Source organism: Kosakonia sp. LAM2021, from assembly GCF_016620385.1.
GTDB classification, from domain to species: domain Bacteria; phylum Pseudomonadota; class Gammaproteobacteria; order Enterobacterales; family Enterobacteriaceae; genus Kosakonia; species Kosakonia sacchari.
Genome location: NZ_JAENHT010000017.1, coordinates 14,207 through 32,088, shown reverse-complemented (window position 1 = coordinate 32,088; position 17,882 = coordinate 14,207). Strand labels below are relative to the sequence as shown.

Genomic DNA, 17,882 nt, shown 5'->3' with positions numbered 1-17,882 from the left:
TCCCTCGTGTATATGCCAGTTATATTACCCTTTTAACTTGCAAATGCAAGTTAAAGAATGCATTTGACGCTATTCCTGTACTTCATATTCGACGCCGTCAACCCGAACCTCCAGCTCCAGTTTGCTAATAAAACCATTGCTATCAATGCCATGTGTCACTTTTTTGATTACCCATGGCGTGTTGTTGATCGCATCTTTAAAACCGGAAACATACACAGGGCTTTCTGCGGAGATATCGGTGCGCCCCTGAGCAAGAGTGAGTGTAAATTTCGCCGCGTTGCGCTGGATGTCTTGCCACTGTGCCTCTGCAGCCCGCATGGCTTCATCTTTAGAAGCGTACGTCGTCGGTAGGGTATAGATATTATCTTTTGAGCCAGCGGTGTAATCCGTGGCTTCCTGCTTTGCATTGCTGGTTGTGGCGGCTTTGCGCGTCAGTTTTATCTGCTTCGTCTGCGCATTTGGCGTTCTGGTATCTTGCCAGTGGGCAACCACACCGCTGTAAGCTGCGCGATCAGCAAGGGTGAATTCGTGTGAATCGCCATCGCTGCGGGTGATCGTGACGGAAGGAACAACCTTGCCGCCCCGAACGCACATGCCTGGAACAAGGAAAATCAGCGTACCTGATTTCACGGCAATTTCGGCACCGTTGCGAGTTGCCAGCCGGGTAAGAAAGCCAATATCGGACTCATTAGACTGGTCGATATGGGCGATTTTTATATTTGCCAGCGCTGGCGCGACACTGGCGCTCAGTGAATTACGCCAGGCGATATCTTTGACAACTTCGCCAAGCGTTGTGTCATGCCATGACCACTCTTTTGGGCTGTTCATATTACCGCGAAAATCGACGCTGCGGCCGGTAACAACCACCTGATCCGGCGTACCTCGGTGCGTCACCTGATCGATGGTAAACGTGCCCATATTGGTGAGCAGTTCTCCTGGTCGACCAATGGCGACACTTACCTCATTACCGCGCTGCGGCATCTGGATTTTTCCGTCGGCATCATCCAGCGTTAGCGTTAGTGTATCGGCTTCAAACCCGCGATTATCGGTGACGGTCAACGCTATCAGGCGAGGCGCAATATCGTAGGTAATGTCTTTTACTTGCTGTTTTTGCGCTTGCTGCGGATCAGACTGTTTCTGCTTTAGCTTCAGCGTAAACAGGGGGACACTCGTTCGCCCCAAATCCTGGGTGAGTATGTCAATCATCACAGGTTCCCCTGCATCTTCGTCGCATCCCTGAACAGTTGTTCCCCCTGAGCACGAAGATCGCCTGCCAGAGCCTCCAGCGATTCATCAACGCGCGTTAGTTTGAGGGTGAAGGTGATTTTGCGCGGTGAACCGTCGCTGTAATACTCAGAACCGTTTTCGGTGACGCTGCTTATTACATACATGCCGTAAATCATTCCGGTTCCGTCAATAAGCGGCCATGAACGCCCTTGATCGGCCATCAGACGTACCGCTGCAAGTGACAGCACGCCGCCAGTGAGTTCCGGGTAGAGTGCACCCGTGATATCGATGGTGTCCTCCCCTGGACCGATGTACTGAAACGCCGCGCGCTTGCCTACACGCGCATTGTTCTTCCAGTTAAACGCTGAGGTCCGGTTCATATTCTGAAACGGCAGCGTCTGCCGCATAAAAACAAAAAGCCCCAATGCCAGCATCATAATGCGAACTCTCCTTACGGGTTGAATTGGGATAAGGCGTTGTTGCGCCGGTTGTCGGCATCCTGGCGGAACAGATCCTGCAAATAACGTTCGTTGTTGCTGCCCGGTGTGACATCACCCTGCAGCGTGACGTTATATTCCGTGCGGCTTTGGTCGAGGTAAGAGCCGCCTGTTGACGGGCGCGCCACCTGGTAAGCGTTGTACCCCGGCTGTGAACTGGTGGGCTGGATATAGCTGGATACCCCGCCGGTGCCAGCAGGTTGCTCAAGCGGTGGTTTAAGCGCCAGTGCGGGTTTTTTATCGATAATGCCCAGCGTCTCCAGCAACCCCGTCGCGCTCTCGCTCAGTGAACGGAAGAGGTTCAGTGGCCAGGTGAATGCATTAACAAGCATTTTACCGACACTCTGCCCGAGGTTGCCGAATTGTGTGAGCGTCTCCTCGCTGGCCTTGATTGGCGTCAGCAGCGCGATGAAAGTGTCTTTCACCTTTTGCAGCGCACTGCCAATGGCCTCGAAAACCGGCTGTAATGGCGCAAACATTTCGCCAATCGGGGCAAATGCCGCGACGATCCCCTCAATCACGCCGCTAAAAAAGGCGCTAATGGGCTCCCAGTATTTATAAATCAGCGCGGCACCAGCGGCGATGGCGGCTACCACGGCAACAATTGGCCAGGTGAGTCCGCCGATAACCGCCATGATCCCGCCACAAACGGTGGTAAACACGTTGCCAAAAGTCGTGGCAATGGTGATAAGCGTGCTGATCCCTGTAAAGACCGGCGCAATCACGCTTGCGACAGTGCCGATTGCCCCGGCGACGCCGACGATCACCGTCGCAATCAGGCCAAAGCTCTGCACCAGCCCTTGATTGTTTTGCATCCATTGCTGGAGCTGCCCGAGATAACCGGTCGCGGTCTGCACCAGCATGCGCAGCGACGACTCCTGCGTAGCGAAAATATCCACGCTCAGGGATTGATAGGCCGCCTGTAGCGCCGCTAAATCCGTGCCAAGGTTGCCGACATTATTCTGCAGCGCAGCCGCCGGAGCAGGATCGCCGGCGCTAATGTTTCGGGCGGCGACAGTCGGTGCGAGGCTTCCCGCGCTCTGCTGCTGGCTTGCGGTCGCGGGTCCCGGCGCTGCGGTGTGAGTTTGCAGCGTTGCAACAGCACTGCCCGGCATTGCGGGCGGCACGGTAGAAGGCGTTTGCAGCGACGCGTCATATCCCGGTTGCAGCAATTTTTTGCCAAGATTAAATCCGGTGGTCGCTATCGACATCCCGGTCTTGCCGACGGCGGATACTTTCCCCGCCACGCCCAGAATCGATTGCTGGCTCTCTTTGATTTTCACCAGCCGCTGCTGGCGGTTCTCCTGCTTTAGTGCTTGCTGTTGGCTCGACAGCTGTTCGGTAGCGTTGCTGATGTTCTGCTGCAGACGTTGTTTCGCAGTTGCAGGCGCACGGGTACTGATCCCCGCTTGTTGCAATGTTTGCCGCTGGTTTTTTACCGACTGGCGTAAACTGTCGTGCTGCTGTTTGAGCACGCTCACGTTGGCGCGCGCCTTATCCAGCGCGGTTATCTGCGCTTCACTGGGTTTATCGATTTTTTTCAGTTCGAAGGCCAGCGCCTGCGTGCTCGCTTTGGCGACCTTTAGCTGCTGGCTAACGCCGTTAAGCGCGCTTTGTGTGCGGGTAAATCCGTCAATCTGCGCAGCCTGGCTATACAGGCCACGCAGGTTTTTTTCCGTCTCTTTGATGCCATCAGCCAGCGACACATTCGCCGTCTGCAGGGTTTGAAAGGGCCGCTTCGCCTGATCAACAGCAGCGAGCAGGGCCTCGATATTTTCGCTGTTACTCATATGTGTTTCCGCTTCGCTGCAGCGCTTTTTCGCGCCAGGTGATGAGTTCGCTCAGACTCAGGAGATAGAGTTCTGACGGCGGCCAGTGGAAGATCACCGCGATATCCGCCATCAGATCGTCAACCGACAGCCTGGCCGGAAAATTTACTGTCCCGAAGCTGGTGACAAAAAACTGACCACCTTGCCCGCCAGCGCAACCATATCGGCCAGATCCAGCGCACCCACTTCCTGCTCGGTAAGTGAAGGGGAGGTGATACGCGGCAGCACTTTAATCAGCGCGTCCACTTCGGCGTTTGCCACCGCCGCCAGGCTCAGGCCGCGCAGCGTACCGGCATTCGGTTTCATCAGCGTAAGGGAGTTGATCAACTGCTCGCCGCGTTTAATCGGGGTTTGCAGGGTAATGACGTTATCAGTTTCGTGGCTCATACGATCCTCATTGCTTTTGCGGGGGGGAAAACCCGGCCAGCCAGGCTGACCGGGTGGGGCATTACAGGCCGATATTGCGGCGGTGCTGTTCGAGACGATCGACGCCGTTTACTTTTTCAACCATGTTGACGGTATCGATCTCCACCAGCTCCTTGCCATCGATGGTCAGTTTGAAGTAGGTGCAAACCACGGAGATTTTGGATTCCGTATCTTCACCCGGTTTGTTTTCGCCAGTGTCGATCTCTTTCTGGCGACCACGCATTACCACTTCGACCGCCACCGTTTCGCCAGTGTCATCACGCTGGTAAGAACCGGCGAAGCGGATCGGCACCGCGTCGGCGCTGGTGGCGCCATACAGTTCCCAGATAGCTTCATCCGGGAAGCCGCCCAGCGACCACTCCATTGACATTGCCTCTTCATCGAGACCCATATCAATCGGCGCGACGCCATTCATGCCTGCACCGCGGTAGTTTTCCAGCTTGCGGGTCAGCTTTGGCAGCGTGATGGATTTGGCGACACCCTGGTAGCTGTAGCCATTGAGGAACACGTTCATGTATTTCAGTTTTCGCGGCATTGCCATTTATCAGGCTCCTTAATTGCTGTTAACCGAGGAGACCAGGTTCGCCAGGTACTTATCGGTGATGCGCTGGCGTAAGGTCAGGTTTTCCAGTGGCGGGACCGGCGTATAGTCGTAATCGATATACAGTTTCCCGGCTTTCAGGGTTTCGGCGTCGTTCGCGGATTCATCGAACCAGCAGGCCGCATCGACGATGTAACCGTTGCTTTTCAGTTCGCGGAATTTCGCGTTAATGCCATCGATGATGTCGCGGATAAGCGTCGCGGTAATCGGTTTGTCCACCGCCCACATATGCGCGTCGGCCATGGTGTCGGCGATAACCTGCGCAGTACGGGTGTAGTTTTCAAACAGGAACAACGGATCATCCGAGCAGGTGCGGTTGCCCCAGAAACGGAAGCCATCTTTACGAATCAGCGTGGTGACGCCGGCCTGGTTGAGCAGATCCGCATCGGTGCCGGATTCCTGCAAATCCCAGAACACCGGAGTGCTGATGCCGGTTACACCATTAACGCCAACGTTAGACAGGGTTTTGTGCCAGCCAACAGACTGGTCGATATAAGCGCGCAGGCCGAGTGCGCGCGCCGTGGCGTACGCCGTGGCGCTGGCGCTGGCGTTGGCGACGGTATCCCAGGCGAGGAAGTCCGGCCAAATCACCATCAGCTCGCGCTGGCTGAAGTTCTCGCGGTACTTAATGGCTTCCGAAATGGTTTTGCAGCCCCACGCGCTGACGTAACCGAAAGCACGCAGCTTCTGGCAAATCGGTGCCAGCGCGGTTGCGACTTCCTGAGTGTCGTAACCCGGCACGCCAAGAATACGTGGTTTCACGCCGGTCACCGCTTCGGCGGTCAGCAGCGCTTTCAGGCCGGTGTATTTCCCGTTTGCATCGGTAGTGCCGATGATGTTGGAAATCGTCTGCGCCTGGGCATCGTCACCGCTGCCTTCCGCGACACGTACTACAACGATCACCGGTTTCGCCTGATCGGCAATCGCCTGTAAAGACGATGCCAGCGTACCTTTGGTGCCCGCTTTGGCGATGGCGCTTTGCACGTTGGTGATAAGCACCGGTTCATTCAGTGGAAAGGTTGCCGCATCGGCGTCGCTGGCCGTACAAACCATGCCGACGATGGCGGTTGAGACAGTGGAAATGACGCGTGTGCCGTCGTTAATTTCAACGACCTGAACGCCATGATGGTAGTCACTCATCCGTTTAACTCCGTGGTGTTGGGGTGAGAGCTATTTTCCAGAACGCAGCGCTAACGCGCTATTTGTCGGGGTTGGCGTGGGGATGAAACAACACGGTAGACAAAAAAAAACGGGCCTGAGCCCGTTGGATGCTATTTGTTATTGCGGTTTTTCCGGCCAGGAGATATATGGTGCGGTTGAATCATTAGTGCTTCCAGCTACATTTGTTAAATCTATCGACTTGAGTTTCTGAATATAGGCCATCCACTTAATCAGGCTGGCTTTATCATCAGCGGAGATAACATCAAGTTGCAGTTCAGTGCGCCAGTCAACGGTAACGTTGCTTGCTTCAGTCAGCAGCTTTTGTCGCTGAGATTCAGCGCGTGCGTTCCAGTCGATCTTCGTGGTTATTAACACAGGAGCTCCGTCGTCGTCCGATGCAATAACTTTTCCGCTTGCTTGCCCGTCCATAAGCGATTTATAAAGTGCATCGCTGATTTCTTTTGCATCGTCCGGCCATGTTTTAACTGCGTCATAGCTATCGCGCATTTCGTCCAGATAAAACCCTTTCGTTGTATTGCTATAAAATATCGCCATTTTTATTTCCCCGCCGCAAACCATGTCACTGTCTCTGTACCGCCGCCCGCAATACGCAGGTTCCAACCTGTTGTATCAATACTGTATGGCTGCATTGCAGCTGCTTCACCTGAGCTATTGTTGCGGTTTGCTACTACCGAAAAACACGCTGCTGGAAAAGCAAACGGAAATGTCACCCGACCGCTATTGGGAACACTGGCTGTCGTACCCATCATGAAAATGACGCCAGTATCCGCATCTCTCCACCACAGCACACTACCGCTAATGCCTGAAGTTGCTGGTTTACCGCTGCTTCCTGCGGACTGGTAACGGGCGTCAAAATTTGAATAGCTTGTTGGCACTATGGTTCCGGAGACGGTAGCGCCACCAGCGACGAGATTGATACTTGAATTGGTTAAATAATTTCCCCAGGATGTTACATCTGAATTTGCAGCACCTTGCCCAAAATACCAGTGGTTTGTCCCATCGTTTTTCCTGCCAAAAAGATAGTACCCGGCACCAGTGGTTGATGGTGTCAGTGTCAACCCGAACTCATCTGACTGGACGACGACACGACCAGCCACAACGCCACCTTGGGTCGGCAATGCGCCAATATCAGCAGCAGTAGGTTTATTTAACGAGTCATAGTTTCTTGCCCATGCTGACCACACCCCTTCATATTTGGTTCGTACGTAACAACGGGAATCGGCATAAATCCGATAAATCTGTGTAATACCAGCGTGTTTATAGACTTCTAGCGAACCAGCAACCTGCTCAGGGTAGTTTGCGCCTGAAAGTGCCTGAGAATTCAATGGTTGAAAGTAGAGGCCAGGTGTTGTGTAACTATTGAGGTCTGCCGCATTGCCAATCTCCACAGCTTGATCGTTAAAGATCTCCTGGGACGTTACTGCATCTTTTACCGCGAGCTTACCCAGCCCAAGGTATGTTCGAACATCCGCAATTGCATCTTTTGCCAGAATATCCCGCCCGACGGCGGTGAGATCCGTTTGCGCAGCAGTATCAACTTCAGAAAAATAGGGGAGTTTATTGGCACCCGTTGCGAGCCTTGCAATAGAGGTTAACGTCGCATCAAGAGGTTGTTTCCCGCTCAATTCGGATTGGACAAATGCCGTTGTGGCGAGCTGGGTGGTGTTATCCCCTGCAGCCGCTGTCGGCGCTTTCGGTGTTCCTGTAAATGTTGGGCTGGCAATGGGGGCATATTGTGTATGCGGGTTACTGGCGGCGACATGCTGTTTCATCAGCTCATCGGAATAGGCTTTTACCTCGATAACTTTATCGTCGACATATTTACGCGTCGCCAGCACCACCGAAGGGTCGATTTTCAGCGTTACCGCCGCTGTTGACGAAACAATCAGTGCCATACGAATCGTCTGCGTGCGGCCGCTGCCTTCCAGTAACAACGGCTTGTACGTTTCCGGGCAGTTGGCGATGGCAATCAACACGCCATCGTCATCAAAAAGCCCCATTTCGCGGATCCAGTAGCCCCCTTCATTTTCCGGGATCACCTGTTCGGCAATGACCTGGTTTGCGTTGACCGCATCGACAGTGAGCGTGTTCACCGCACCGATGCGCTTCTGGTTGAGCAGCTGGGTTTGTGTGGCGTCGGGCGTTGGCAGGCTGCCATTACCGTCGCCGACGGCCATTTGTGTGATATGGATTTGCGTGCCAAGCGCGGCGGCTGCTGCCAGCTTCGCCGCCCCTTGATTGGTCAGAATGGCGTAATATTTCGCGGTCATGCGTTCACTCTCAGTTGTCGGAAACATGGGCTCTATTTTCCGGTGAGCGCTTTGGGCAGGGCTATCGGTTGGGGTTGGTTTGCAGGCAGGACAACTGCAAATGAAAAAACGGGCCGGGGCCCGTCTGGTGTTATTGCGGCTGTTGCGGCCAGTTGATATCCGGTGCCGTTGCGGTATCCACCGCCTGGAGCAGCTTGATGTATTGCAACCAGGCAATCAGCCGGGCTTTGTCGTCATCGCTGATAATGCCGAGCTGCAACTCTGTCTGCCACAGGCTGATGGTGTTTTTAGCCTCACTCAGTAGCTGCGTTTTTTTCTGTTCCGCCCCGGTGACAAGCGCTGACTGCTGTGCGGCGCTATCGGTTACCCATTTGCTGCCGTCCCATTGATCGTAAGCGGTCGCTGGCGCAAGCGGCGTAACATCTGCCGGGTAATCACCCAGTTTATCCAGTTCCGTCTGCTTGCCGCTGGCGATGTCATAAACCGTTTCGCCGCGGTGATCGGCAACGTATTCCCAGCCACTCGAATCTGCCTTACGGCAAACAGCAAAACCACTTTTCACCTCGAGCGGCGCATCAATGGCAGCGTTTGCGGGAATGCCAACGCCGATTGCCAGATATTCCACCGAGGTCGAACGATATTCGCGCGTATCGGCTGCGAAGTTATAGACGGTTTGCTCCCCGGCAACGGTGGCCATCAGGTTCTGATTCAGTGTCGCTTGCGTCATTATGCAGCCCTCACGATGTAGTTAAATGCGATGTTATGTGGACGGGTTTCCGCGCCACCGGTATTTTCCATCCAGATATAGGTCCATGCCCGCTTGCCAATACTGACGGTAGTATCTGCGTTTTCACTGTTTTCATCTGTGTAAGCAATAATTCTTACGGTCGGCGTAGCATATTCGTTAATAAACCGGTGGTTATGCGCTCTCAATTCATCGGACTGCGCCGAAAGCAGCACTCGTCCGGCATCCAGCCCGCGCTCGTCATCCCAGCCACGAATAAACTCACCGCGCAGATCGGGAAGAACACCGGATGGGAACGCCAGCGCCAGTTTGGGATATTTGGCTTTATCAAACGTGGCGCCATTACATTTAAACCACCCTAATGGCGGAGTCGCCTGCGGCCAGGCAACAACACCCCCTACGGGCAGGATGTAGTTGTCATCAATCAGCACATCGTGAACAAACTTTGTGTTGGCGATTTGCTGGCCATAGTTGCCGATGTGCGTATCCGGAGCAGCAGGCACACCGCTAAATACCGGGCTGGCAAGCGGTGCATATTGTGTATGTGGGTTAGCAGCGGCGACATGCTGTTTCAGCAGATCGGCCGAATAGGCCTTCACTTCGATAACTTTATCATCAACGTATTTACGCGTGGCCAGCACCACCGATGGGTCAATTTTCAGCGTCACGGCGGCGGTCGATGACACAATCAGCGCCATGCGAATCGTCTGTGTGCGTCCGCTGCCTTCCTGTAACAGCGGTTTATAGGTTTCCGGGCAGTTGGCGATGGCGATCAGCACGCCGTCATCGTCGTAAAGACCAATTTCGCGGATCCAGAAGCCGCCTTCGTTTTCCGGGATCACCTGTTCGGCAATGATCTGATTGGTGTTATTCGGATCAACAGAGAGGCGGTTTAGCGGAGCAATACGCTTCTGGTTAATCAGCTGGCTTTGCGCCGCATCGGGCGTAGGCAGTACGCCGTTGGCGTCGCCGAGCGCCATCTGCGTAAGGTTAAGCTTTGTGCCAAGCGACGCGGCGTTCGCCAGCTTCGCGGCCCCCTGATTGGTCAGAATGGCAAAGAATTTTGCAGTCATGCGTTAACTCTCAGGTTGTTGGGTGATAAATCAGTACAGAAGACATTTTCCGTTCAGCGACAGGCGAACGCTATCAGGCGGGGTTGGTTGCCCGCTGGCACAACGAGGTGGGTAATAAAAAACGGGCCGCAGCCCGTTTTGTCTGATGTAACGTGGTTAAGTGATGATGACATCATCAATCAGATGAACCGCTGAAGCCGGGTAATACTCGCCGCCGACTATGATCTCTTCCGGTGTGTAAGGGTAAACGGTCAGTTCTTCGCCCAGGTAGCAACCGGCGCCGACATAAAATTCGCCGCTGCTGCTCAGGCTGATATTTAACCCGGTCAGGTGGCGGCTCGCCGGTTTGGCATCATTAATCAACCGCTCCAGCTCAAGGTACATCTCCTCGGTAATGCCGTTTTCCTGCACGCCAATTACCAGTTTAAAGGTGCCCGGTTCGGCGTTGTCCTCCCACCATTCGCGCAGCTCAATCAGAAAACCGAGCGGTTCAACCACCCGGCGCAGCGCGCTGCGCGTGCCTTTGTGTTGATGAACGAAGAATGAAGCGGCAATCACTTTGCGTTTGGTCGCTTCCGGCCAGTTAAAATCCCAGCGGTCGACGGAGAGCGCCCATGCCAGGTAAGGCAGCAGCTCTGCCGGGCACGTTTGTGGGTCCCACAACGTGCGCAGCGGCACCGGCACGCGCTCAATATCTGCCGCCGCTTTTGCCGCTGCCACCTCAAGAACGGATGAGCCAACAGGCAACAGACGGTCGTCACTCATCGGTGCCTCCGGCGTTAATGCTCCAGGCGGTGCAGTAAGAGGCCTGATTTTTCGCCAGCACCAAATCGCTTTGCGGTGCGCTCAGCTCCACCCGCTGTACGCCTTCTACGTGCAGCGCGGCATAAATCGCCGACTGCCGGATATCGCGCCCTAAACGTCGTTGTGCGTTGATATAGGCTTTTAACTGCTGCTCAGCGGCCTGACGAATCGGTTCCGATTCCGGACCCGGGTAGAAGTAGAGCGTGGCCTTAATCTGGTAGGGCACGATCTCCGCGCTTTGCACCGTCACGCGGTCGCCCACCGGGCGCACATCTTCGGCGTTCAGGGCTTTATCCACGATGGCGATCAGCTCATCGCTGGCGCGGCCGTCGCCCTCGCGGGAGAGTACGGAAATGGTGATGTACGCCGGGTTCGGGCTGATGACCGAAATATCGGCAACCCGCCCGTCGGCGCTACGGCCATGGTATTCGTAAGCACCTTCCGGCCCGGCGACGCTTAGCCCTTCAAACGCCTGCTGTGCGCGCAGACGCAGATCTTTATCAGATTCCATCACCGCCGGTGTTGGCGGAATGGTGCTGTCGTCGGCGGGCGAAACCACCAGCCGCGCGGTATTGCTGTTGGCGGCCATCACATCCAGATCCTTCCCGGCGGCGTAGGCCAGCATCACCGCGCGGGCCGCTTCGTTAACGCGGCTGCGCCACATCACTTCACGGTAGGCGTTCTCTTGCAGAAATTTGGTTAGCGGCTCGGACTCCAGTGTCAGCGTGCGCGCCAGCGCTTCTTGTTCATCGGCGGGAAACAGGGAAATCAGCGTCGCTTTGCGGTCGTTGAGGATAGCCTCATAATCAAGCTCCTCGACCACATCCGGCGCCGGCAGTTGGCTCAGATCGATAATCGGCATGGTTTTAACTCACTGGAAGGGTTAACGAAAGGGACTCGCCAGTGCTGGCGAGTTGCGCGGTCAGGTTGACCAGCAATTTGCCGTCGAACTGGCGCTCGGTGGTGACCGCGCTTACGGTAATGCGTGGTTCCCATTTCAACAGCGCCATGTAACAGGCGGCCTGGATTTGCAGCGTCAGCGCCGGGGTTTGCGGCTGATCGATCATCTCAAACAGCAACGAGCCGTAATCGCGGCGCATCACTCTGGAGCCCATCGGCGTGCGTAGAATGTCGCTGATGCTCTGGCGAATATGTTCGGTGTCGGTGAGACGCTTGCCGGTGGTGCGGTTTAACCCGCTGTAACGAACTGTCATAAAGGCGCTCCTGTTGTGCCGCCGCTGTCGCCGGGGTGTTTATGGGTATGCAACACTTTGCCGTTGGAGGTGAGCGATCCGCCGCTGTGCTCAATGTTGCCGCTCATCGTGCCGCCTTTTTGTACCTCCAGCGTGCCGGTAATGAGCTTGTTGGTGCAGACCACTTCCGGCGTGTCCAGCGTGATGCGGGTAGTGGCGGTCACCCGCACGTCCGGCACGGTGGCGGTTAGGGATTGCGACGCGCTGATGGTGGCGGTTTTAATGCCGCTCACCGTTAACGCGCTGGTTTTCGGTTCATATTCCACGACCGCGCCATCGGGAAAGGCGACATGCAAGGCGTCGGCAGATACCGAAGGGGCCGGATTGTCATCGGAGAAGATCCCCGGCAGCACGAACGCGGTGTCGAGCTCGCCACCGACCGCCAGCAGCAAAACTTGTTCGCCGATGGACGGTGCCCACCAGCTCCGTGAATGCCCGGCGCGGTGGGTTAACCACTGCAACCATTGTGTTACGAGGCCGCCGGTCTGCACCCGGCAGCGTCCGCTGTTCAGATCGATGTCGACGATGACCCCGGTGCGGATCATATTGCGCAGCAAGCGGGACAGTTCCTGAAGCGAGAGTTGTCTGTTCATAACGGAAATCATCCTATGCGTGACGGGCGTTGAAAAACGGACAGAGCTGTCCGGTTTTTGGCACAACGCCGGGCGATTCAGGCCGGCCAGCGGCTCACCAGTTCACCGTTGATATAAAGCTCGGTCGGGCGGGTCACGAACGCGGGCGGCAGCGGTTCCGGTAGCGTTTCGGCATGCAGCGCGCCGTCGATTTCCGTGATTTTGGTGCGCTCGGTCAGTTGCAGCACCATCGTCAAATCCTGGGTGTTGTCGGTGTTCGCCACCAGCGACCAGCTGAAGCTGCCTTTGCGACCGGCTTCGGTAGTGAGGATGTCGGGCTGGTTAGCGCGCAGCCACGCCATCACCGGTACGAACAGCGTATCGATATCACCGGCAAAACTGCTGACGGTGACATTGAGGCTGAACTGTTTTTCAAAAGAGAGTGAGCTGGCGAGGGTGGCGGTGTTACTGCCTTTGTCCACCCACAGGCGCAGCATCGAGGGGTTATCGCGCAGCACCGGAACAGCGTCAGTCAGCGCGGTGCGCAACGTATTGGGTTTTAGCATTGATCTCATCCTGGCAATGTTTAAGGGTTTCGACCTGGAGCGCACACTGTTCCAGCGCAAGCTCCAGTCGGCGGATATCGGCGCTTAAATCGCCGTTAGTTTGCGGGTTACTTCCCGGCATCGGGCACAGGCTGACCAGCGGACAACTGTTGTAAACAGTGACCGGCGGAAGGACAGGCGGGGCGCTGGTGCACCCGGCGCACAGCATCAGGTAACTCAGCGCTGTACCAGCGGCGAAACGCGTCATTTTCATTGAGTAACCTCGTAATCGATTGTTCGCGCCGCACCGCCTGCGTGCTGGCGGCATCCAGTTGCAGGCGCAGCGCCACCTGCGCCTGCTGGTTTTTGTCCGCCAGCGCTGTTGTGGCGTTCAGTTGCGCTTTCAATTGCGTGATGGCGTTGTTTTGCTCACGCGTAAGCTGGTGAGATTGTGCCAGCGAGGCGCTCAGCGAATGGTTTTGCTGCACCAGCCACAGCAGGCCGAGCGAGGCGATCAACAGAGCGATCAGACGAGCATTCATTGCGCCCCCTGCAGGCACCAGGCGCGTTCGCGCTGGCGGCGGTTTTCCAGCCCCTGGTTACGTATACCATCGATAAACACCCAGCGCGGCAGCTGATCGCAGGCCTGGCGCCACTGCTTTTGGTTAAGGAAATAAACCAGCGTCGAGCGGCAAGCTGCGCCGCTGCCAACGTTAAAGGCGAAGCTGACCACCGCGTCATACACCTGCGGCGGCATTGCCACCGGTGCACACTGCGCCAGTCGGCGTTCAACCTGCAATACGTCGGCGACAAGGTTGCTCGCCGCCTCTTTTTCACTGATATCGCGCGTTGGTATAACGCCTGCGGTGTGACCGATGCCGGATGTCCAGACCCCGGCGCTACACTGGTAAGGGCGCAGGCGACAACCTTCAAGATCGGCAATCAGTGCCAGCCCCTGCGGTGAGGTTTTCAGTAAGCGGAAATCCGGCAGCAGCACCGCCAGCGCCAGCACCGCCGCCGCGCTACAGCGTTTTACGGGTAATCCCATTCATCACCTCCTGGGTTGACGCGCAGGACTGGAGGAACAGATAGCTTTTGCGGCGGTAGTACCAGTTCACCGCCACGGTGACAGCAACACCCAGCGCGCCAAAATAGGCGGCGAAGTCTTGCGGGGTCATGGCGCCAAAAAAGGTCAGCGCCACGCTTATCCAGTACGCCAGCGATGAGGTGACTTTTTCGATGGTCAGCCCCATAGATTCACCGTCTCTTTAATGGTTTGCGTCTGTACTTCCGGCAGGTTGACCGTGGTGCCATAAGGCAAAATAACGCCCAGATCGGCGAGCCCCGGGTTGGCGGCGAGCACCGTTTCGACCACGGATGCGGTGCGTCCGTAATAACGCAGGCAAAGCAGGTCGAGGGTATCGCCTTGTTGTGTTTTCACATTCATCGTTCGCGTCTCTTTCCATCAGGAAGGTTTTTCCCCATGGTTAAGTTTCCTGACCGCAGGCGATGGACGCTATCTTTCGGGGCTGGTTAAGCGCTGGCACAACAGGTGCGCACAGGGAGGAAAGCACAGCACGAATGCACCAGGCAGCAGTGCCGCTGGCGCATCGAGGGAAGGGCAGCGTTAACTGCCGGGAAGGGACGTGGCGGGGCGCTATTCGGCCTTGTAGAAAATGTTTTCATCCTTGTCGGTGGCGTTTTCGCTGTTGGCCAGGTCCGCAATCAGACTCAGCGCCAGTTTCAGATCGGACGGTTTGCAGTTAGCCAGCAGAGACACCTCGGCAATGAATTGCACGCATGCCCACTTGTGCTGAGTCTGATTTAGTCGCTCAGAGACCATGAATCCCTCTCATGAATTTCTTGTACTGTATGTTTATACAGTATCATAGGCCGATTATTAATGGGAAGCGATAATTATTTGTTCCCATCACTATGTTGCTGATAAAGAAAACCATTATGGCTTTCTGGACGCGCTGCTAAGCCGATGTTTCCAGCTATTTCCTTGCTATTTCTGCCAGTACAAAGAGCGCATTTGGGCGTACGTTTGCCGGCCTGCAGAATATCGCTGCGCAGCCAGGCGGTAAGTTGTCGACGCTGGCGGCGGTTTAACCGCTGACCGGGCTCGAAGGGCGTACAGTTATTGACAGAACTCCAAGAAAGGGCGGTCTCCGGCACGTTTTCCTGTGCGCGCTTTGGCACGATCTTCCACTTTTTCAGCCGCGTCAGTAGCGGCGACCCGCTCCCGACTACGCTGTCATACACGCCGCGTACGCGCAGCGTCGCTTCGCCATACTGATTAATATCGCCGTCTTTCTCATAAAGGGTGCGCACCTGCACTTCATCGCGTTTGACGAACGGCCCGCCTTGCGCGTTGACGTAACCCGCCCAGTCGCCGCTATCGGCGGCTTCATGCACTTGCGCAAACTCTACGCTTAATCCGCGCGCGGCATCGTTATCGACCAGTTTGCGTAGCTCTCGGTAAACGGTGACCGGCGCGCCGCCAATAAACTGAAACTGGCGGATGCGCCAGCGCGCGGCCCATGCACAGACCGCGCAGGCGCTCTCTTTCAGCAATGCGCCGCTCTCAACGTCGGTTTCGCCATCCAGCGCATAGCCGTCGATATTTTTAGCAATATATTTCGCCAGATAACCTGTCGCGCTGCCTTTTAACGCATCAATGGTTTCGGCGTGAAAGCGTGCCTGTTGCGCTTTCGCACTGGCCAGCTCGTGGCTATCTTGCTGGCAGGCGAAATCGCGCAGGATCTCGCCCACACGGGCAACCTCTTGCGGCTGCATAAACAGCATCAGATGCCAGTGCGGTGTGCCGTCGTGATGCGGCTCTGCCACGCGAATACCGAAAACGCGCAAGCCGTTGCGGTGTAGCTTCGCGCGGATACGTGCCCACAGCCCGGTGAAATACGCCTGGGTTTGTGCCGGGCTGGCGCCGTTCCATTTCCGGTTGCGGTAGCCCGCGCGCGTTGTCGCGTGCCAGGCCGAGGGGGCGGTTACGGTGTAAAACGCGCCTGTGTAGCCAAGGTTCTGGCAGATGGTTTCGAAACCGCGAAGGCGCGTCATCAGCTCACAGCGGCGGATCGCCGGGTTGGCTACCGAACCGTCGTGTTTATCAATAAGACTGATGCGGTTTCCCTCTTCATCTTCCAGTTCCATGCTTTTAAGAAACTCGCGGTTGCGCCGTTTTTGCTCGCGCCAGGCGGTGACACACTGTGCGCTGGCGTAGGGGTGCTTTTTCTTGCTGACATTACCGAGTGCGATATGCAAATGCTCGCGCCACTGCGCGGCGGCTTTGCGCAGATGCCCGCGCCACCACTGCTCGCTGAACAGGCGCATGATCGCCGGGGCGAGATCTTCCGCGCTGACAACTTTTTGCGTCACCCGCTGCCAGTGCGGTGGAGTAACGTTAAATTGCAAGGCGATAGTGCCCGCGTGCAAATACCAGCGATGCAGCGTTTTCAGCTCTGTTGCGCTGGTATCGTCGTGCTCTGCCAGTTCACCGCGAATAAAGTTGGCGATGTCCGCCGCCAGCCTGTCGACAGGGGATTTGTTCATATCCGGCAGCTGGTTGTAGCGGTTCAACAGCGAGACTAAGCGGTGCGCCAGTCCCTGCTGAATAATGGTGTCGAAATGACCATTGAACACCGCTTTTGAAACGCGCGGTTGAATATGGCTCAGTTGATAGCGCTGCGCCACCGCGTTGAGCCTTGGCAACGTACGGCGATAAAAATGCAGCAGAAAAGCCTCAGCCCGTGCTATCCCGTGCTCTTTTTCTATCGTATCCGCAGTACGGATGAGCGAAACGCGTACGCACTCCGGCTGGAGCGCCAGTGCCTGACGCGCCTGCGACACCGCCGCAATATGGCAATTGCGGCGATGCAGCTCAGCGTGAGTGAGCAAGGAGCTGGAGATAGCTGAACGCGGCGCATTCCACGGATAAGCCCAGGTGACGGACAATTAACGTCTCCTGTAGTGCTTGTCTTTCAGTTCGGCGATCTGCTGACAACTAACGCAGCAGGTGACGCCGGGCAGCGCCATGCGCCGTGCTTGCGGGATCGGCGCATCGCAGCTTTCACAGGTGAGCCTTGAGGGCGCCAGCAGGCGATTACGTGCATGCTGAATATGCCGCTCGCGCTCTTCCATCTCGCGTTGCTGGGCGAGATCCATTTCGTCGGCCATTAGTGCAGCTCCTGCGCCTGGTTGTCGATGTGGCTGGCTTCCTGGCGCAACAATTCAGCCGCATCGTGCCATTCAAGGCGTTGTGAGCTGATAAATGCGGCCAGTGCGTCCAGACGGGCAGAGATAACGCCGGCGCAGCGCAGGCGTTCATTGTTGCGCGCTTGTGCCAGTTGAAGCGCGAGCGCTTCCGGGCTGTGGTTCGGTGAGTTGAGCGGTTGTTTTCTCATTGTGTTGCTCCTGAATTTGGGCAAGGGGATGCCCGACGGGTTGACGTCATGGTTGTGGATTGAGGGTTTACAGCGGCATGGTGAGCCGTTTCGGAAACTGGCTGACTACCGCGCGGAAATGGTTCATGGCGGCGATCACCGCCCGTTTCTCATCAAGCGTTAATGCATTCGGGTTGAGCGCCTGGCGCGCGGCGGGCACTCTGGCGAGAAAGAAAATGGCCGCCAGCGCCCGGTTGTTCTCGTCTGCGTGTTCGTCACGCGGGTCACGCAGATCGTCGATAAAGCGCGCTACGTCACTCCAGTTATCGCCCCATAAGCGACCGCGAAGCTCGGCGATATGGTTCAGCCCGCTTAGCCGCTCTGACGTGTTAAGCGGAACATGCACAACAGAGGATGTGATAGCCATGAGCTCTCCTGCGATAGTGTTGGCTTGCAAA

General features: G+C 56.2%; 26 protein-coding genes. All 26 read right to left on the bottom strand.

The features are described 5' to 3' along the window. Positions 1-69: 69 nt before the first annotated feature. Positions 70-1,206, bottom strand: coding sequence for a contractile injection system protein, VgrG/Pvc8 family (locus tag JKP81_RS22765; protein WP_200553572.1), 1,137 nt, complete (start codon positions 1,204-1,206; stop codon positions 70-72). Then, on the bottom strand, positions 1,206-1,664 hold the full coding sequence (locus tag JKP81_RS22760) for a phage tail protein (protein WP_200553571.1): 459 nt from the start codon (positions 1,662-1,664) through the stop codon (positions 1,206-1,208). Before JKP81_RS22760 ends, JKP81_RS22765 begins: the two co-directional genes overlap by 1 nt. Positions 1,665-1,678: 14 nt before the next feature. After that, complete coding sequence (locus tag JKP81_RS22755; RefSeq protein ID WP_200553570.1) at positions 1,679-3,514, bottom strand: phage tail tape measure protein; 1,836 nt, start codon at positions 3,512-3,514, stop codon at positions 1,679-1,681. Next, the gene (locus JKP81_RS22750; RefSeq protein WP_200553569.1) at positions 3,507-3,626 is read right to left on the bottom strand and encodes a GpE family phage tail protein; all 120 of its coding nucleotides are present in this window, start codon (positions 3,624-3,626) and stop codon (positions 3,507-3,509) included. Before JKP81_RS22750 ends, JKP81_RS22755 begins: the two co-directional genes overlap by 8 nt. Before the next feature lie 32 nt (positions 3,627-3,658). Beyond that, positions 3,659-3,940, bottom strand: a complete 282-nt coding sequence (locus JKP81_RS22745; protein ID WP_200553568.1) for a phage tail assembly protein — start codon at positions 3,938-3,940, stop codon at positions 3,659-3,661. Between the two features lie 61 nt (positions 3,941-4,001). Next, entirely contained in the window at positions 4,002-4,520 is a 519-nt protein-coding gene (locus JKP81_RS22740; protein WP_020454793.1) for a phage major tail tube protein, read from the bottom strand. 12 nt (positions 4,521-4,532) lie between these two features. Further along, entirely contained in the window at positions 4,533-5,720 is a 1,188-nt protein-coding gene (locus JKP81_RS22735) for a phage tail sheath protein (RefSeq protein WP_200553567.1), read from the bottom strand. Between the two features lie 138 nt (positions 5,721-5,858). Next, entirely contained in the window at positions 5,859-6,296 is a 438-nt protein-coding gene (locus tag JKP81_RS22730; protein WP_200553566.1) for a tail fiber assembly protein, read from the bottom strand. Between the two features lie 2 nt (positions 6,297-6,298). Then, entirely contained in the window at positions 6,299-8,032 is a 1,734-nt protein-coding gene (locus JKP81_RS23810; RefSeq protein WP_370568910.1) for a phage tail protein, read from the bottom strand. Between the two features lie 130 nt (positions 8,033-8,162). Continuing rightward, positions 8,163-8,759, bottom strand: coding sequence for a tail fiber assembly protein (locus tag JKP81_RS22720; RefSeq protein ID WP_200553565.1), 597 nt, complete (start codon positions 8,757-8,759; stop codon positions 8,163-8,165). Continuing rightward, on the bottom strand, positions 8,759-9,850 hold the full coding sequence (locus JKP81_RS22715; RefSeq protein WP_200553564.1) for a phage tail protein: 1,092 nt from the start codon (positions 9,848-9,850) through the stop codon (positions 8,759-8,761). Before JKP81_RS22715 ends, JKP81_RS22720 begins: the two co-directional genes overlap by 1 nt. A gap of 156 nt (positions 9,851-10,006) precedes the next feature. Then, on the bottom strand, positions 10,007-10,615 hold the full coding sequence (locus JKP81_RS22710; RefSeq protein WP_200553563.1) for a phage tail protein I: 609 nt from the start codon (positions 10,613-10,615) through the stop codon (positions 10,007-10,009). Next, positions 10,608-11,516, bottom strand: a complete 909-nt coding sequence (locus tag JKP81_RS22705; protein WP_200553562.1) for a baseplate assembly protein — start codon at positions 11,514-11,516, stop codon at positions 10,608-10,610. The genes JKP81_RS22710 and JKP81_RS22705 overlap by 8 nt, the downstream gene beginning before the upstream one ends. 4 nt (positions 11,517-11,520) lie before the next feature. Then, positions 11,521-11,868 carry a GPW/gp25 family protein gene (locus JKP81_RS22700; protein ID WP_200553561.1) on the bottom strand — a complete coding sequence of 116 codons (348 nt, stop codon included), beginning with the start codon at positions 11,866-11,868 and terminating at the stop codon, positions 11,521-11,523. After that, on the bottom strand, positions 11,865-12,500 hold the full coding sequence (locus tag JKP81_RS22695) for a phage baseplate assembly protein V (protein WP_200553560.1): 636 nt from the start codon (positions 12,498-12,500) through the stop codon (positions 11,865-11,867). Before JKP81_RS22695 ends, JKP81_RS22700 begins: the two co-directional genes overlap by 4 nt. A gap of 77 nt (positions 12,501-12,577) precedes the next feature. After that, positions 12,578-13,045 carry a phage tail protein gene (locus tag JKP81_RS22690; RefSeq protein ID WP_200553559.1) on the bottom strand — a complete coding sequence of 156 codons (468 nt, stop codon included), beginning with the start codon at positions 13,043-13,045 and terminating at the stop codon, positions 12,578-12,580. Continuing rightward, positions 13,008-13,253 carry an Rz1-like lysis system protein LysC gene (gene lysC / locus JKP81_RS22685; protein WP_200553558.1) on the bottom strand — a complete coding sequence of 82 codons (246 nt, stop codon included), beginning with the start codon at positions 13,251-13,253 and terminating at the stop codon, positions 13,008-13,010. Before lysC ends, JKP81_RS22690 begins: the two co-directional genes overlap by 38 nt. Beyond that, complete coding sequence (gene lysB, locus JKP81_RS22680; RefSeq protein ID WP_200553557.1) at positions 13,153-13,566, bottom strand: Rz-like lysis system protein LysB; 414 nt, start codon at positions 13,564-13,566, stop codon at positions 13,153-13,155. The genes lysC and lysB overlap by 101 nt, the downstream gene beginning before the upstream one ends. Beyond that, positions 13,563-14,072, bottom strand: a complete 510-nt coding sequence (locus JKP81_RS22675) for a lysozyme (protein WP_200553556.1) — start codon at positions 14,070-14,072, stop codon at positions 13,563-13,565. Before JKP81_RS22675 ends, lysB begins: the two co-directional genes overlap by 4 nt. Next, complete coding sequence (locus JKP81_RS22670) at positions 14,047-14,277, bottom strand: HP1 family phage holin (RefSeq protein ID WP_017459945.1); 231 nt, start codon at positions 14,275-14,277, stop codon at positions 14,047-14,049. Before JKP81_RS22670 ends, JKP81_RS22675 begins: the two co-directional genes overlap by 26 nt. Continuing rightward, positions 14,268-14,471, bottom strand: coding sequence for a tail protein X (locus tag JKP81_RS22665; protein ID WP_020454780.1), 204 nt, complete (start codon positions 14,469-14,471; stop codon positions 14,268-14,270). The genes JKP81_RS22670 and JKP81_RS22665 overlap by 10 nt, the downstream gene beginning before the upstream one ends. 210 nt (positions 14,472-14,681) lie before the next feature. Beyond that, positions 14,682-14,867 carry a hypothetical protein gene (locus JKP81_RS22660; protein ID WP_200553555.1) on the bottom strand — a complete coding sequence of 62 codons (186 nt, stop codon included), beginning with the start codon at positions 14,865-14,867 and terminating at the stop codon, positions 14,682-14,684. A gap of 74 nt (positions 14,868-14,941) precedes the next feature. Next, complete coding sequence (locus tag JKP81_RS22655) at positions 14,942-16,996, bottom strand: replication endonuclease (protein WP_200553554.1); 2,055 nt, start codon at positions 16,994-16,996, stop codon at positions 14,942-14,944. Further along, the gene (locus JKP81_RS22650; protein WP_017459949.1) at positions 16,997-17,218 is read right to left on the bottom strand and encodes a TraR/DksA family transcriptional regulator; all 222 of its coding nucleotides are present in this window, start codon (positions 17,216-17,218) and stop codon (positions 16,997-16,999) included. Then, complete coding sequence (locus JKP81_RS22645) at positions 17,218-17,445, bottom strand: DUF2732 family protein (protein ID WP_200553553.1); 228 nt, start codon at positions 17,443-17,445, stop codon at positions 17,218-17,220. The genes JKP81_RS22650 and JKP81_RS22645 overlap by 1 nt, the downstream gene beginning before the upstream one ends. A gap of 67 nt (positions 17,446-17,512) precedes the next feature. Next, a complete protein-coding gene (locus tag JKP81_RS22640; protein WP_200553552.1) occupies positions 17,513-17,851 on the bottom strand; it encodes a DUF5347 family protein in 339 nt (112 codons plus the stop codon). Between the last annotated feature and the right edge of the window lie 31 nt (positions 17,852-17,882).